Source organism: Paraburkholderia phenazinium (assembly GCF_900141745.1).
GTDB classification, from domain to species: domain Bacteria; phylum Pseudomonadota; class Gammaproteobacteria; order Burkholderiales; family Burkholderiaceae; genus Paraburkholderia; species Paraburkholderia phenazinium_B.
The window spans coordinates 1,198,431-1,212,922 of the sequence record NZ_FSRM01000001.1; the positions used below are offsets into that span (position 1 = coordinate 1,198,431).

Below are 14,492 nucleotides of genomic sequence, written 5' to 3' on the forward strand. Positions count from 1 at the left end.
GATGAAGCATGCAGGTCCAGCGGCACTCGACACGCTCGCAGTTCTGATCGGCTCGATACGCGAGCGCGGAGAACTCAAGGAGCCGCGTCCGGGCGTTTTCTATCGCAAAGGCAAAGCGTTTCTGCATTTTCATGAGGACGCAGCGGGCCTGTTTGCGGATTTGCGCGTGAGCACCGAATGGGAGCGCTTTCGCGTTTCCGAACAAGCTGAGCGCACAAAATTTCTGGCGATTCTCGATCGAAGCCTGTGAGGCTATCTCAGCCCATATCGCGTCGGCATGCGTGGGTGGCCGTGTAGAATTGGCCCTCGCATTTCCTCATTCCCCAGGTGCTCGATGAGCGACTTCCCCGCGCTCGAAACGCAACGGCTGCTGCTGCGCGAACTCGTCGCCGGCGACGCCCCGGCGCTGTTTGCGATTCACGGCGACGCGCCCAGCATGCGCTGGTACGGCGTCGACCCGATGGTCGATGTCCGGCAGGCGCAAAAGCTGATCGAGACTTTTGCCGGTTGGCGCAAGATGCCCAACCCGGGAGTGCGCTGGGGGATTGAACGCAAGTCCGACGCGATGCTGATCGGCTCGTGCGGATTGTTCAAATGGAATCGCGGCTGGCAGACCTGTACGGTCGGCTATGAACTGGCTCGCTCGGCGCGTGGCGCCGGGCTGATGTCGGAAGCGTTGTCCGCGGCGCTCGCGTGGGGCTTCGAGCAGATGATGCTGAACCGCATCGAAGCGCAGATTCATCCGGACAATGCCGCTTCGCTCAAGCTGGCGCACGGCCTCGGCTTCGTACAGGAAGGGCGGGCGCGCGAAGCCGGTTACTGGCAGGGTGAGCGTCATGACCTGCTGCAGTTCAGCCTGCTGCGCAAGGACTGGAGGCTAGCCTGAGCAAGCCGCCTGAAGAGGCGAGCGGCTGCCCGCCTCGCCGCTTCGTCTAGTCGATTGAGGGCAACGCGCGTGGACGACGGTCGCTATCGGTGGCGACGTACGTCAGGGTCGCTTCGGTGACCTTCACAACTTCTTCCGCGAGACTCATCCGCTGCGCGTACACCGTGACTTCAATCGTGACCGAGGTATTGCCGGTCTTGACGATATCCGCGTAGAAGCTCAGCAGATCGCCGACGAACACCGGCTGCTTGAACACGAACGAATTGACCGCGATGGTCGCCACCCGCCCGTTGGCGCGCCGGCTGGCGGGAATGGACCCGGCGATATCGACCTGCGCCATGATCCAGCCGCCGAACACATCGCCGTGAACATTGGCGTCGGACGGTTGCGGCACGACGCGCAGCGCGCAGGATTTTTGCGGAAGTTGAAGTTGATCGTTCATCGGGGCACCCATGAGAAACAGATTGGCTCGACCAGCAGGCGGGTTCTTCACGACAACATGACAACCGGCAACCGGCCAGCCCGTGGAAAGCGGCGCCAGCCGGCTTCTGCGACAATAGAGAGATCAGGAATTGTACGGGAAAGCGCCCAGCCGGGTCGCGCGCCGAAATGCCTGCCGCCGGGATTGCGCGGGCGGCGGGTACCCGATGGCGGCGCGCCCTGCTGATGCCTCTGTCGATTCCGTCCCCACCGCCAGCTGATCCCCATGCGCCGCTCCTCCGCCTCCTCCGAACTCTCGCCGATCTCGACCCAGCCGCGCAACGACTGGCAGACGATCATCTCGCTGCTGCCCTACCTCGCCACATACAGGGGGCGGGTGGTGCTTGCGCTCACGTGCCTGATCGGCGCGAAGGTCGCCAATCTCGGCGTGCCGATCGTGATGAAGCGGATCGTCGACAGCCTCGCGTCGGTGCGGCATCTGACGGCGCTCGGACGCGCGGATCATGCGCCGGCCATCGTGCTGCTGGGCGGTGTCGGTCTGCTGGTGGTCGCCTATGCCGTAGTGCGGTTGTCCACGTCGCTGTTCACCGAGTTGCGCGAAATCCTCTTCTCGAAGGTGACGCAAAGCGCGGTGCGGCAGCTCGCGCTCAAAGTGTTCCGTCATCTGCATGGGCTGTCGCTGCGCTTTCACCTCGAACGGCAGACGGGCGGCATGTCGCGCGACATCGAACGCGGCACACGCGGCATCACGCAGCTGATTTCATATTCGCTCTACAGCATTCTGCCGACGCTGGTCGAAGTGGGCCTCGTGCTCGGCTTCTTCATCGTCAAATACGAGGTGTATTACGCGATCGTCACGTTCGTGGCGCTGGCCGTGTACATCACGTTCACGGTGAAGATGACCGAGTGGCGCACGCACTTTCGCCGCACGATGAACGATCTCGACTCGCGCGCCAACTCGCGGGCGATCGACTCGCTGCTTAACTACGAGACCGTCAAATATTTTGGCAACGAAGAGTGGGAAGCGCAGCGCTACGACGAAAACCTGCAGCGCTACCGCAGCGCGGCGATCAAATCGCAGAACTCGCTGTCGGTGCTCAATTTCGGCCAGCAGGCGATTATCGGCGCGGGGCTTGTCTTCATCCTGTGGCGCGCGACCGAAGGCGTGATGGCGGGCAAGCTCACGCTCGGCGACCTGGTGCTGATCAACACGTTTATGTTGCAGCTCTACATTCCGCTGAACTTTCTCGGCGTGGTGTATCGCGAGCTGAAGCAGAGCCTCACCGACATGGATCGGATGTTCACGCTCCTCAGTGCGCCGCAGGAAGTACCGGACACGCCGGATGCGCCGGACCTCATCGTGGGCGGCGCGCAAGTGCGTTTCGAGCATGTCAACTTTTCGTATGAACCGGCGCGGCAGATCTTGCACGACGTGAGCTTCACGATTCCCGCCGGCACCACGACCGCGGTGGTTGGCCACAGCGGCTCCGGCAAATCGACGCTCGCGCGTCTGATGTTCCGCTTCTACGATCTGGAGCGTGGCACGGGCGGCGCGATTACGATCGACGGCCAGGACATCCGCGATGTGACGCAGGACTCGCTGCGGGCTTCGATCGGCATCGTGCCGCAGGATACAGTGCTGTTCAACGATTCGATCTATTACAACATCGCCTATGGCCGCCCGTCGGCGACGCGCGACGAAGTGATTGCAGCGGCGCGCGCCGCACACATTCACGATTTCATCGAAGGATTGCCGAACGGTTACGAGACGCCGGTCGGCGAGCGCGGACTGAAGTTGTCCGGCGGCGAGAAGCAACGCGTGGCGATTGCCCGCACGATCCTGAAGAACCCGCCGATCCTGCTGTTCGACGAGGCGACCTCCGCGCTCGATTCGCGCTCCGAGCGCGCCATTCAGCATGAGCTCGACCTGATCGCCCGCGAGCGGACTACGCTGATCATTGCGCACCGGTTATCGACCGTCGTGCATGCGCAGCAGATTATCGTGATGGACAAGGGGCGTATCGTCGAGCGCGGCACGCACGCGGAGTTGCTGACGGCCGGTGGGTTGTTCGCGCAGATGTGGGCGCTGCAGCAGCAACGCGCTGCACAAGTGGAGGACGCGCCCGAAGTGGTAGTGGCCGGTGAGGGTGGGCGCTAGCCAGGCGTGGCCAGAGTATCTATGCGTGGCCGAAGCAATTTATGCCTGGCCATGGTCAACCAGGCCGTTACGATTGTGCCGCAGCCTGCCTTAGCCGGTCATCAAGCGCCTGCAACTGCGCGACCGTCCCGACGTTATCCCACAGTCCCTCATACACTTCGCCGCTCGCGAGGCCGCGCGCAACCGTTTCGAAGTAGTACGGCGTCAGCGGACGCCGCGTGCCGCGCGGCAGCGCACGGAACATACGCGTGTCGTACAGCGCGATGCTGCCGAACGTGAGACGCGGCTTTCCATCGGACAACACCACACCGTCGACCAGGCCGAAATCGCCCGCAGGATGAAACGGCGGGTTCGGCACCATCACCAGATGCATGCCCGGCTCCGCCTGCGCGGCGAGCCGCGTAGCGTGCGCACGCAGCGATGCGTAATCGAAGTCGGCATAGACATCACCGGCCACGCCGACAAAGATCTCGCCGGGCGCGCCTTCGGCTGCCGGAGCGTCCTCCAGCAGCGGTAACGCCTGCGCAATCCCGCCGGCCGTCTCCAGCGCTTCCTGCTCGGCTGAATAGCGCAGCTCCACCCCCCAGCGCGACCCGTCGCCAAGTGCCGCTTCAAAACGCTCGCCGAGCCATGCATGATTGATCACAATGGTCCGGAGTCCGGCTTGCGCGAGACGCTCGATCTGCCAGACGATCAGCGGTTTGCCGCCTGCTTCGAGCAGCGGCTTCGGGGTGTGGTCCGTCAATGGACGCATCCGTTCGCCGCGCCCGGCGGCGAAGATCATCGCTTTGGTGAGAGACATCGTCATTGTTCGGAAAGCTCAGAAGGTATAGCCGACTTCGCCGGCACGGCCTTCGAGCTCATCAAGCAGCTTCGCAAAAGGTGCAAGTGGACGGTAGCGCCCGGCGACCTTGCGCCCATAACCGATAAAGCGCGGCAGGTCCTTCATGTAGTGCGGTTTGTGGTCCCGGTAGTTGATCCGGCAGAACAGGCCCAGCACCTTGATGTGCCGCTGCAGGCCCATCCACTCGAGTTGACGGTAGAACTCGCCGAAATCGGCATCGACCGGCAGGCCGGCTTTTTTCGCGCGCTCCCAGTAGTACACGAAGCAATCGAGCTCGAACTCCTCGTCCCAGCTCAGGAAGGCATCGCGCAACAGCGAGGCGACGTCATAGGTAATCGGACCATAGACCGCGTCCTGGAAGTCGAGCACGCCGGGGTTCAGCGGGTTCGGCTCCGGCATCACCATCAGGTTGCGCGGCATGTAATCGCGCAGCATGAAAACCTGCGGCTGTGCCTGGGCACTGGCGATCAGCAGCGCAAACGTGCGGTCGAGCAGCCCGCGGGTCTTCTCGTCGACCTCGCGGCCGAGATGCCGGCCGATGAACCACTCCGGCAGCAACTCCATCTCGCGGCGCAGGAACGCTTCGTCGAACGGCGACAGCACACCCGGCTTCGATGTCAGTTGCCAGCGGATCAGCGCGTCGAGCGCGTCGCGCATCAGCGCCTTTGCGTTGTCCGGCGTCAGCGCGCTGAGGTAGGAGGTGGTGCCCAGATCGGTGACGAGCATGAAGCCGGCCTCGAAATCGACCTCCAGCACCTGCGGCACATTCACGCCGGCCGCGCTCAGCAGTTGCGCCACCTGCACAAATTCGCGGCACTTTTCCGGCGGCGGGGCGTCGACGGCGATCAGCGTGGTGCTTGCCGCGTCTTTCAAATTCTTACCCTTCAGGCGGAAATAGCGGCGAAAACTTGCGTCGCTGGAAGCGGGTACCAGCGTTGCAAGGTCGAGTGCATAACGGTTCGCGTGACTCTCCAGCCAGGCGGTGAGCAGTTGCAGGCGGGCGTCGGGAGAAGTGGAATCGGAGGGCAGCGTCATGAAAACCGGAAGGCAAATTCAGGGGGGCAACGTCTTGCCATATAATACCCCACGACTTTTTTGACACGACGCACGCCAGCTTTCGCTCGCCCCGCTTCACCGCCCGCCTCATCGTTCGACCGGTTGTAAATTTTGATTGATGGGTCGCCGACCATCACGGTCAGGCTGCTCAGGCGGAGGATCGTGGTTGCAGGAGCGGGCGGTCGGGCCAATTCGCCAAACGATACATGCCGCCAAGACAGCTTTCCCAAACGACCCCCTCTCGTGGCGGCGTGCCCCGCAGAAGGCGGCTCGTCGCGGCGTTGATTGCCGTGCCGGGCCTGATGCCCGCGCTCTCGCACGCCCAGTTGTCGGGCGACGCCGCGCAGCCGCAGCCTATCGACGCGCCCTGGGGCATGAGGCTAGCCCCCCAGCTCGAAGAGCATCCGTTGAAGCCGGACCAGAGAGCGGCCACCTTCGTGCTCGGCGACTACACGAGCGGCACGACGGATCAGGACCTGGCGGCCAAGGGTTCCGCCGAAGTGCGCCGTCCCACCTTCACGATCAAGGGCGACGCGCTGCACTACGATCAGGACACCGACATGGCCGACGGCTATGGCAAGGTGGTCGTGATCAACAACGGCGCCACCTTCGTGGGGCCGGAAGCGCATATGCAGGTTGATTCGAGCGAAGGCTACATGCCCTCGCCGAAGTATCACTTCAACATGACGGGCGGCTCGGGCAGCGCGGCGCGTGTCGACATGCTCGACAACGAGCGTTCGGTGTTCACCCAGGGCACCTACACGGCGTGTCAGTGCGAGAGCAATCCGGCCTGGTACATCCGCGGCAGCGAGTTCGACTTCGACACCGGCGCCGACGAAGGCGTGGCGCACAACGGCGTGCTGTTCTTCCAGGGCATTCCGATCTTCGGCTCGCCGTGGCTGTCGTTCCCGCTCTCGGGCGACCGGCGCAGCGGCCTGTTGCCGCCCACTTTTTCGCTCAGTTCGAGTAACGGCTTCGAGCTGAACATACCGTATTACTTCAATATCGCGCCGAACCGCGATCTGCTGATTTCGCCGAACTACATCTCGAAGCGCGGTCTGGAGCAGAATGCGACCTTCCGCTATCTTTCGCCGGATTACTCGGGCTCGATCACCGGCACGTATCTGCCCGACGACAACATCACGAGGACGAACCGTTGGGCGCTGTTCCTCCAGCATAACCAGAACTTCGGTAACGGCTTCGGCGGCTACGTTTATTACAACAAGGTTTCGGATAATTCCTTTCCGGAAGACCTTGGCTCGACCTCCAGCAATATTCTCAACGGCACGCAGCTGCTCTACCAGCAGGAAGCGGGGCTGACGTACAACAACGGCCCGTGGTCGGTGCTGGCGCGCGAGCAAAACTGGCAGACGATCACGCCTTCGGTGGCGCCATACGGACGTGAGCCGGAACTGAACGTCAAGTACAACCAGTACAACGTCGGCGGTTTCGATTACGGCGCGACCGGCGATTTCTCGCGGTTTCGCATCACCACGGCGGATTCGACCGAAGGCGACCGGGTCACCTTCGATCCGTACATGTCGTACTCGGTCGTGGGCCCAGGCTACTTCGTTACACCGAAGGTGCAGTACCACTTCGCGTCGTACAACCTGAGCAACATCGGATCGGGATCGCCGGTCGGACAACCGAAGGATTTCACCGAGTCGGTTCCGACCTTCTCGTTCGACACCGGGCTGATTTTCGAGCGTTCGGTGCGGCTGTTCGGCCAGGACTATATCCAGACCCTCGAGCCGCGCCTGTACTACGTGTACACGCCGTATCACAATCAGACCTTCGCGCCGCTGTTCGACACGGCCGACGCGGATTTCGGGCTCGCGGAAATCTTCACGCCGAATACGTTCGTCGGCGACGACCGGATCGCCGACGCGAACCGGCTGACCGCAGCCCTTACCACGCGTTTCATCGACGCGGCGACGGGTGACGAGCGTGCGCGCTTCGTGCTCGCACAACAGTATTATTTCCAGGACCAGCGCGTCACGCTGCTGCCTACGCAGACACCGGCAGAGGCAACCCATTCGGACCTGATTGCCGGCATGTCATTGAAGGTAGGGGGCGGTTTCGCGTCGGAAACCGCGGTCCAATATAATGCCGACAATAACCAGCTGACGCAGGCCAGTGTCGGCTTCGGATTCAGTCCGGAATCGGGCAAGGTGCTTAACGTCGCCTATCGTTACACGCGTGCCGATACGACGCTGGATTTCACGCCGGTCAGCCAGATCACCATTTCGGCACAGTGGCCGCTCACGCACCACGTGTATAGTGTGGCGCGCCTGAACTACGATCTGCAGGGACGGGCGATCGTGGATAGCCTGGTTGGCCTGCAGTACGATGCGGACTGCTGGGTGCTAGGCGTCGGGATTCAGCGTTATGCAGACGGGGTCAACACCCTTGGGCTACCGGAGCAAGGAACGCGTTTCCTTGCGCAAATCACGTTCAAGGGTCTGTCGAGTGTGGACAACGGCTTGATTGCCGCGTTCCGCGGGGCCGTGCCGGGCTATACGCCGCTGCCGCCGCCTCCGGCGCCGGAGGCGCGTTTTACCAACTACGACTGACGGTCGTTTGATCGTCTATAAAATGCGCAAAGACGGGCGGGGCGCGCCCGACATCATTGGAGTATCTGTGGGAATCATGAAAAAGCTTCGCTTGCCATCGCTTGCGGCCAGTCTGGCCCTTGTGGCCTCTTTCCTGTCGGTTGCGCCAGCACAGGCGCAGGATCTACCCAACGCCGGCGGGCAGCCGACGCAGGCGGCCTCCAGCAATGGCCAAACGGTCGATACGATCGCCGCGGTGGTCAATGACGGCGTCATCACGCAGCGCGAGCTCGATGAGCGCCTTGGCCTGATCGCACGGCGCCTGCAGCAGCAAAACGCGCCGGTTCCGCCGATCGACCAGTTGCGCCAGCAGGTGTTGAACCAGATGGTGCTGGAGCGTATCCAGTTGCAGCGCGCCAAGGAAGACGGCATCACCGTCGACGACGCAGCGGTGCAGAAGACGCTCGAACGGCTCGCGGCGGCCAACAATCTGCCGCTCGACGTGTACCGCTCGAAGATCGAGGCGCAAGGCGTGCCCTGGGCCACCTTCACGAACGACGCCCGCACGGAACTGACCCTGTCGCGTCTGCGCGAAAAGGAAGTGGACAGCAAGGTGACGGTGTCGGACGCCGAAGTGGCGAACTACATTGCCAGCCAGCGTGGACCGAACGTCGGGCTGACGAGCGATCTGCACCTCGAACATATTCTGATCAAGGTGCCGGCCAATGCGACGGAGGCCGACATCGTTGCCGCCGAGCAGAAGGCCCAGGGGATCCTGCAGCAGGCGACCAGCGGCGACTCGAAGTTCGAGAGGCTCGCCAAGTCGAATTCGCAGGCAGCGGATGCTTCGAAGGGCGGTGACATGGGCTTCCAGTCCACCTCGCAACTGCCGCCTGAGTTCGTGAAGGCGGCGGCGACGCTGCGTCCGGGCCAGGTGAACCCCGATCTGATCCGCACCGCGGATGGTTTCGAGGTGATGCGCCTCGTTGAGCGCCGCGCAAGCCAGGGTGCGGCGAGCGCCGATTCGACCCACCTCACGCAGACGCATGTGCGCCACATCCTGCTGCGCGTCGGCGACGGCATGTCGGAGCCGCAGGCCCGTCAAAAGCTGCTCGAAATCAAGCGTGAGATCTCGGAAGGCGGCGACTTCGCCAAGTTTGCCCGCACCTATTCGCAGGACGGTTCGGCAGCGCAAGGCGGCGACCTCGGCTGGATCAGTCCGGGCGAAACCGTGCCGGAATTCGAGCGTGCCATGAACAGCTTGCAGGACGGCCAGGTCAGCGATCCGGTGCGCAGCGAATACGGCTATCACCTGATTCAGGTGATGGGCCGCCGCGACGCCGAAGGCTCGGTTGCTCAGCAGATGGATCTGGCGCGCCAGGCCATCGGTCAGCGCAAGGCGGAGCAAGCCTATGCGGACTGGCTGCGTGAATTGCGCGATACGGCGTATGTCGATGTGAAGATCGGCAAGCCGAACCTGCAGTAAGCATCATGACGAGCGCTGCCCAACCGTCTCACGTCCCGCTGCAGATCGCGATCACAACCGGCGAACCCGCCGGCGTTGGTCCCGAGCTGACTGCGCAGGCGCTGGCGGGGGCGGCAGCCCATTGGCCCGATGCACAGTTCACCGTGCTTGGAGACGCGGATCTGCTCGCGGCGCGCGCCAAGGCAGTTGGCGTGGATTGGGCAGCGTTATTGGGACCCAGTCATGGGCAGGGTCACGCTGGTCACCATCGGGTCCGCGTGCAGCATCAGCCGCTCGGCGTGCCGTCGCAGGCGGGCAAGCTTAACGCCGCGAATGGCCGTTACGTGCTGAACCTGCTGGATAGTGCGATCGACGGCGCGGTGAGCGGCCAGTTCGACGCGATCGTCACCGCACCGCTTCAAAAGAGCACCATCAACGACGCCTGTGTGCCGTTCACCGGCCACACCGAATATCTGGCCGAGCGCACCCACACGCCGCATGTGGTGATGATGCTGGCCGGCACCGGCCCGCGGCCGCTGCGCGTTGCGCTGGCTACGACTCATCTGCCGCTGAAAGATGTCTCGGCGGCACTGACGGTCGACAGTATCCTTGGCACGCTGCGGATCATCGACCACGACCTGCGTCACCATTTCGGCCTGCCGGCGCCACGTATTCTCGTGACCGGCCTGAACCCGCATGCGGGCGAAAACGGTTATCTGGGGCACGAGGAAATCGATCTAATCGCGCCGGCCCTGAAGCTGGCGAACGACGAAGGCATCGATGCCCGCGGCCCCTATCCGGCCGATACGCTATTCCAGCCGCGTTATCTGACCGAAGCCGATTGCGTGCTCGCGATGTTCCACGATCAGGGTCTGCCAGTTCTGAAATACGCGACCTTCGGCGAAGGCATCAATGTCACGCTCGGGCTGCCGATCATCCGTACGTCCGTCGATCACGGCACGGCGCTCGACCTCGCAGGCACCGGCCGCGCGGATGCGGGCAGTCTGATTGCCGCCATCGACACTGCAGTCTCGATGGCGCGCCACCGTCGCGCCGCCTGATTTTTTTCCCGTACCTTTTTGTAGCGTCATTCGATGTCCACCAGCAGACAGCACCAGGGCCATTTCGCGCGCAAGCGTTTCGGACAGAACTTTCTGGTCGACACGGGTGTGATCGATTCGATCGTCGACGTGATCCGGCCGCAACGCGGCGAGCGCATGGTCGAAATCGGACCGGGTCTGGGCGCGCTCACCGAGCCGCTGATCGAACGCCTCGCCACGCCGGAGGCGCCGTTGCATGCGGTCGAACTCGATCGCGATCTGATCGTGCGGCTAAAGAAGAAGTTTGGCGATCTGCTCGAACTGCACTCGGGCGATGCGCTCGACTTCGACTTCGGTTCGCTGGCGTTGCCCGTGGGGCCGGGCGTGCCCGAGAGCAAACCGACGCTGCGCATCGTCGGCAACCTGCCGTACAACATTTCGAGCCCGCTGCTGTTCCACCTGACTTCGTTCGCGCATTGCGTGATCGATCAGCACTTCATGTTGCAGAACGAAGTGGTCGAGCGGATGGTGGCGGAGCCGGGTAACAAGGCATTCAGCCGCCTCTCGGTGATGCTGCAGTACCGCTACGTGATCGACAAACAGCTCGATGTGCCACCCGAAGCTTTCCAGCCGCCGCCCAAGGTCGATTCGGCGATCGTGCGGATGATTCCGTTCGAGCCGCATGAATTGCCGAAGGTCGACGAACGCGTGCTCGGCGAGGTCGTAACCGCCGCGTTCTCGCAGCGTCGCAAGATGCTGCGCAATACGCTGGGCGCGTATCGCGACACGGTGGATTTCGAGGCGCTCGGCTTCGATCTGCAGCGGCGTGCCGAAGACGTGTCGGTCGCCGAGTATGTGCAGGTTGCGCAGATCGTGGCGGCGTCCCGTTGACGCTTTGACGAGCGCGATGCCTGCGAGAACCAGCAGCGTTGCGATATCCGGGCGCAATAGTCCTATCAAGCTTCACCAGCTCCAGCGCACCCCCACATTGCCCTCCACGATGCTCCGATGCGCACCGTTCACGTTCGTCGTATAGCCTGCCGCGGCATACGCGCTGCCACGCGCGCTCAAATGCGCGGCGATGCCGAGGCCGAACTCGGCTGCGGTCGCCGGCACGCTGGTCGGGATCACGGTGCTGCCCGCGAAGCTCACCTCGTCGGTGCCGTTGAAGTAGCGCCACAGATTGGCGCGCAAGTACGGCTCCCAGATTGCCCCACCGCCTTCAAACTTGCCTTCGAGCCGAAGCCCCAGCCGGCCGATCAGACCGTTCGCGGAATGAAACGATACGCTCGAGATGCCGTCGTTGAGATCGTCTATTGAGGTGTGCTGCCAGATCAGCTGGGCTTGTGGCTCGATGCTCAGATGGGCTGGCAGCGGAATCGGCAGTCCGGCCTCGAACGATGCGTCCTCGGCATAGCCATGCGTGGTGGCGCCGATATTGTCGTAGGACATAGGGCTGATGGTTAGCGAACTGCCCATCAGGACCGCGTCGGTGTACCAGCCGCCAGGGCCGATGTGGGTCCAGTAGCCGCCGGCGCTGTAGGCGTCGATCGACAGGCGTCCCGCAGCCAGATTCGGAAAGCCGAGGGCGAGGCCGCTCACGTCGCCTTCTGCGCGTGCAAAACCGAGGATCAGGCCATAGTGGTCGCGCTGACCGCCGGGCGTCGCGCTGGCGTAGAGATCCTGGCCGACCTGGATGCCGCCTATCGTGCCGCTGAATTCCGGATTGACCGCGCCGCCGTTGCTCAGCGTGGCATGTTCGCCCCAGACGCGTATCCATGAGGCGGGCACGGCGCCGGTTTCGGTCAACAGCGATTGCGCGCCCTCGCGGTCGTGGAACGTGCCGACCTGATCGATGCCGAGTTCGCGCGCAAGTTCGGGGACCTCTGCGTAGACCGGCACCTCCATCCGGTAGAGCGGTGTGGCCGCTGAGCCCGCTGGTGGAGGAGCGGGTAGGGAAGGCGTGCCGGAGGCCGCCTGGGGACCCTGTAGGGTCTGCGATGGGGTGGGCGTAGGTGTCGGTGTGGGCGTTGGTGTAGGGGTGGGCGTAGGCGTCGGAGCCGCCGCGAGACTCGAACGCAGATACCAGTTGTCGGCTGTCCCGGCGCTTACCCCGCCTTTGAACAGGTAATAGGTATAAGCGCCAGCCAGCAGCGGCTTTGGCAAGGTGAATGCGCCTGCTGCGGTCGTCGCGCCGTTCGTCGCCTGCACGACCAGAATGCCATTCGTGAGCGTCGCCGCGCCGACACCGCCGACGTTCGTAATCCCCAGCGTCGTCTTTCCCGACCCGGTGCCTTGCACGATCACCAGCTTGTCGCTGGGAGAGCCGTCGCCGTTGAGCACGCTCTGCAACAGAAGCTTGCCGTTGAGCCCCGCGTAGTTGCCGTTGACCACCAGCGCATCGCTCGTGCTGGTGCCGCCGTTTGTGAGGTCGATCGTGCCAGCGTTGTTGACGGTGACGAGCTGCCCGCTCACCGCAGGCGTAATCGCAGGGTCTCCCAGCCCGCCCGCGAACAGGGTGCTGGTCGAATCGATGGCGAGCGTGCCTGTCTGCGTGCCGCTGTTGCCGAGCGTCAGTCCGTTGTTGTCGAGCGTGAGCTGGCTGCCGTTCGTCGCGTTGATGGTCGACCAGTTCGTGAAGCGGCTCAATCCGCTCGCCTGAGTGTCGTCGAAGTTGAGAACACTCGAGACGTTGCCGCCTGCAAGCAGTGGCACACCGTTGAGATTGGTGTCGGTCAGGCCCGTGAGCGTCGCGGTATCGTGACCCGTGCCGAGCCGGATAAATCCTGTGATCGTGCCCGCGCTCCAGTTGAGCGTGTCGTTGCCGGTATCGGTGTAGATCGCGCGGCCGTTGCCGCCCGCGATGGTGCCGGTATTGTTGATCGTCATGTCGATCGCGCCAGTGGCCGCGATGACCTCGGTAGTGGCGGAATCGAGCGTGCCGGTGTTGTTGATGGTCGCGCCCGCGCCGACAAACGAGAGCGTGACGAACTGCGCGGAGATGGTGCCAGCGTTGTTGAACGTGCCGCCGCCATTCGCATCGATGCCGTTGCCCTGCTTGCTGACGATGCTTGCGTTGGCTTCATTATTGAACGTGACGCTGCCTGAGATGAAGGCGCCGAGGCTGTTTGAGCCGCTTACGGTTATCGAACCCTTGTTGGTGATGACGCCCGGCGAACTGTCGTTCGAGACGATGCCGTCCGAGTCCACACCCGATGCGCTGATCGTGCCGGCGTTCGTGATGATGTTGTTGCCTGGCCCGCTGACCGCGTTGCCGTTGGTGTACATGCCAGGCGCGCCGTCCCCTGTTGTCGTGATCGTGCCGTTGTTGACGAGTGTGTCGTTGTTCGTTTCCGCGGCCATACCAGCGGAGCCGCTCCCGCTGGTGGAAAGCTGGCCGTTATTGGTCAGGGTGCCGCCGCCGGGGCTGGCGTAATCGTGCATCGCGTCCGCGTCGCCGCCGCTCGTCTGGATGACCCCGCCCGTGTCGTTGAGCATCGTCACGGCGGCTACGCTGTTGAACATGCCTTCCGATTCGGTGCCGGTTGTCACGATCAAGCCGCGGTTGGTCAGCACGTTTTGACCGGCGCCCGTACCTTGTGCCGAGATGCCGTCGAAGGTATCGCCTGTCACCCGGATAGTGCCGAGGTTCGTGACCGTGCTGTGGCTGTACACAAGGATGCCGTTGTCCCCGCTTACGTCGAGTTCCGCGCCCGCTGCGACGTTGACTGTTACGTCCGTGCTACCGCTTGTCGCCGCGACCGGCGTGGTGGTGGGATTGGGCGAGGTCGTACCGCTGCACGTGACGGTTTGCCCGGTTGCTGGCGTGGAGTTGTCGCAGGCCGCGAGCGCTGGCTGCAGCCTTAGCAGGACCAGCACCCCCAGCGCTGAAGAGATTGCCTCAAAAGTCCGGCTCGGCACCAACGGCGGATACGCTCGACGCATAGATCCTCCTCCCAGGGCGGACAGCGTCGATGCCCATGGGGATTGCTTCGTCGCTCGATCACCTCGTTGGGCGCCGAGCTTTCGATAGGATTCCGCACGTTGTGT

Annotated in this window: 11 protein-coding genes; 7 read left to right on the top strand and 4 right to left on the bottom strand. The window is 63.4% G+C overall.

The window, feature by feature from the left end:
• Position 1 precedes the first annotated feature (1 nt).
• Positions 2 to 250 (top strand): hypothetical protein, encoded by a 249-nt coding sequence (locus BUS06_RS05625; RefSeq protein WP_074263379.1) that lies wholly within the window; start codon positions 2 to 4, stop codon positions 248 to 250.
• A gap of 84 nt (positions 251 to 334) precedes the next feature.
• Positions 335 to 886, top strand: coding sequence for a GNAT family N-acetyltransferase (locus tag BUS06_RS05630; protein WP_074263380.1), 552 nt, complete (start codon positions 335 to 337; stop codon positions 884 to 886).
• Between the two features lie 46 nt (positions 887 to 932).
• On the opposite strand, the gene BUS06_RS05635 is transcribed toward BUS06_RS05630, so the two are convergent.
• Positions 933 to 1,328 carry an acyl-CoA thioesterase gene (locus BUS06_RS05635; protein ID WP_074263381.1) on the bottom strand — a complete coding sequence of 132 codons (396 nt, stop codon included), beginning with the start codon at positions 1,326 to 1,328 and terminating at the stop codon, positions 933 to 935.
• A gap of 264 nt (positions 1,329 to 1,592) precedes the next feature.
• Here BUS06_RS05635 and BUS06_RS05640 point away from each other — a divergent pair, with 264 nt between their 5' ends.
• Positions 1,593 to 3,485, top strand: a complete 1,893-nt coding sequence (locus tag BUS06_RS05640; protein ID WP_074263382.1) for an ABCB family ABC transporter ATP-binding protein/permease — start codon at positions 1,593 to 1,595, stop codon at positions 3,483 to 3,485.
• A 67-nt stretch (positions 3,486 to 3,552) separates the two neighbouring features.
• Here BUS06_RS05640 and murU read toward each other — a convergent pair whose 3' ends face one another.
• A complete protein-coding gene (gene murU / locus BUS06_RS05645) occupies positions 3,553 to 4,293 on the bottom strand; it encodes an N-acetylmuramate alpha-1-phosphate uridylyltransferase MurU (protein ID WP_074263383.1) in 741 nt (246 codons plus the stop codon).
• A gap of 12 nt (positions 4,294 to 4,305) precedes the next feature.
• Positions 4,306 to 5,364 carry an aminoglycoside phosphotransferase family protein gene (locus tag BUS06_RS05650; protein WP_074263384.1) on the bottom strand — a complete coding sequence of 353 codons (1,059 nt, stop codon included), beginning with the start codon at positions 5,362 to 5,364 and terminating at the stop codon, positions 4,306 to 4,308.
• A gap of 227 nt (positions 5,365 to 5,591) precedes the next feature.
• Here BUS06_RS05650 and BUS06_RS05655 point away from each other — a divergent pair, with 227 nt between their 5' ends.
• The 4 genes from BUS06_RS05655 to rsmA are packed head-to-tail and all read left to right on the top strand — an operon-like array spanning position 5,592 to position 11,333.
• On the top strand, positions 5,592 to 7,958 hold the full coding sequence (locus BUS06_RS05655; RefSeq protein ID WP_074263385.1) for an LPS-assembly protein LptD: 2,367 nt from the start codon (positions 5,592 to 5,594) through the stop codon (positions 7,956 to 7,958).
• 22 nt (positions 7,959 to 7,980) lie between these two features.
• Positions 7,981 to 9,423 carry a peptidylprolyl isomerase gene (locus BUS06_RS05660; RefSeq protein ID WP_143787575.1) on the top strand — a complete coding sequence of 481 codons (1,443 nt, stop codon included), beginning with the start codon at positions 7,981 to 7,983 and terminating at the stop codon, positions 9,421 to 9,423.
• Between the two features lie 5 nt (positions 9,424 to 9,428).
• Entirely contained in the window at positions 9,429 to 10,463 is a 1,035-nt protein-coding gene (pdxA, locus tag BUS06_RS05665; protein ID WP_074263386.1) for a 4-hydroxythreonine-4-phosphate dehydrogenase PdxA, read from the top strand.
• Between the two features lie 33 nt (positions 10,464 to 10,496).
• A complete protein-coding gene (gene rsmA, locus BUS06_RS05670) occupies positions 10,497 to 11,333 on the top strand; it encodes a 16S rRNA (adenine(1518)-N(6)/adenine(1519)-N(6))-dimethyltransferase RsmA (RefSeq protein ID WP_074263387.1) in 837 nt (278 codons plus the stop codon).
• A 72-nt stretch (positions 11,334 to 11,405) separates the two neighbouring features.
• Here the strand turns inward: rsmA and BUS06_RS05675 are convergent, their stop codons facing one another.
• Positions 11,406 to 14,387 carry an autotransporter family protein gene (locus BUS06_RS05675; protein ID WP_074263388.1) on the bottom strand — a complete coding sequence of 994 codons (2,982 nt, stop codon included), beginning with the start codon at positions 14,385 to 14,387 and terminating at the stop codon, positions 11,406 to 11,408.
• Positions 14,388 to 14,492 lie beyond the last annotated feature (105 nt).

Coding starts and splice junctions, on each gene's coding strand:
- BUS06_RS05625 (WP_074263379.1), top strand. CDS start 2: ATGAAGCATGCAGGTCCAGCGGCACTCGACACGCTCGCAGTTCTGATC.
- BUS06_RS05630 (WP_074263380.1), top strand. CDS start 335: ATGAGCGACTTCCCCGCGCTCGAAACGCAACGGCTGCTGCTGCGCGAA.
- BUS06_RS05635 (WP_074263381.1), bottom strand. CDS start 1,328: ATGAACGATCAACTTCAACTTCCGCAAAAATCCTGCGCGCTGCGCGTC.
- BUS06_RS05640 (WP_074263382.1), top strand. CDS start 1,593: ATGCGCCGCTCCTCCGCCTCCTCCGAACTCTCGCCGATCTCGACCCAG.
- murU (WP_074263383.1), bottom strand. CDS start 4,293: ATGACGATGTCTCTCACCAAAGCGATGATCTTCGCCGCCGGGCGCGGC.
- BUS06_RS05650 (WP_074263384.1), bottom strand. CDS start 5,364: ATGACGCTGCCCTCCGATTCCACTTCTCCCGACGCCCGCCTGCAACTG.
- BUS06_RS05655 (WP_074263385.1), top strand. CDS start 5,592: ATGCCGCCAAGACAGCTTTCCCAAACGACCCCCTCTCGTGGCGGCGTG.
- BUS06_RS05660 (WP_143787575.1), top strand. CDS start 7,981: ATGCGCAAAGACGGGCGGGGCGCGCCCGACATCATTGGAGTATCTGTG.
- pdxA (WP_074263386.1), top strand. CDS start 9,429: ATGACGAGCGCTGCCCAACCGTCTCACGTCCCGCTGCAGATCGCGATC.
- rsmA (WP_074263387.1), top strand. CDS start 10,497: ATGTCCACCAGCAGACAGCACCAGGGCCATTTCGCGCGCAAGCGTTTC.
- BUS06_RS05675 (WP_074263388.1), bottom strand. CDS start 14,387: ATGCGTCGAGCGTATCCGCCGTTGGTGCCGAGCCGGACTTTTGAGGCA.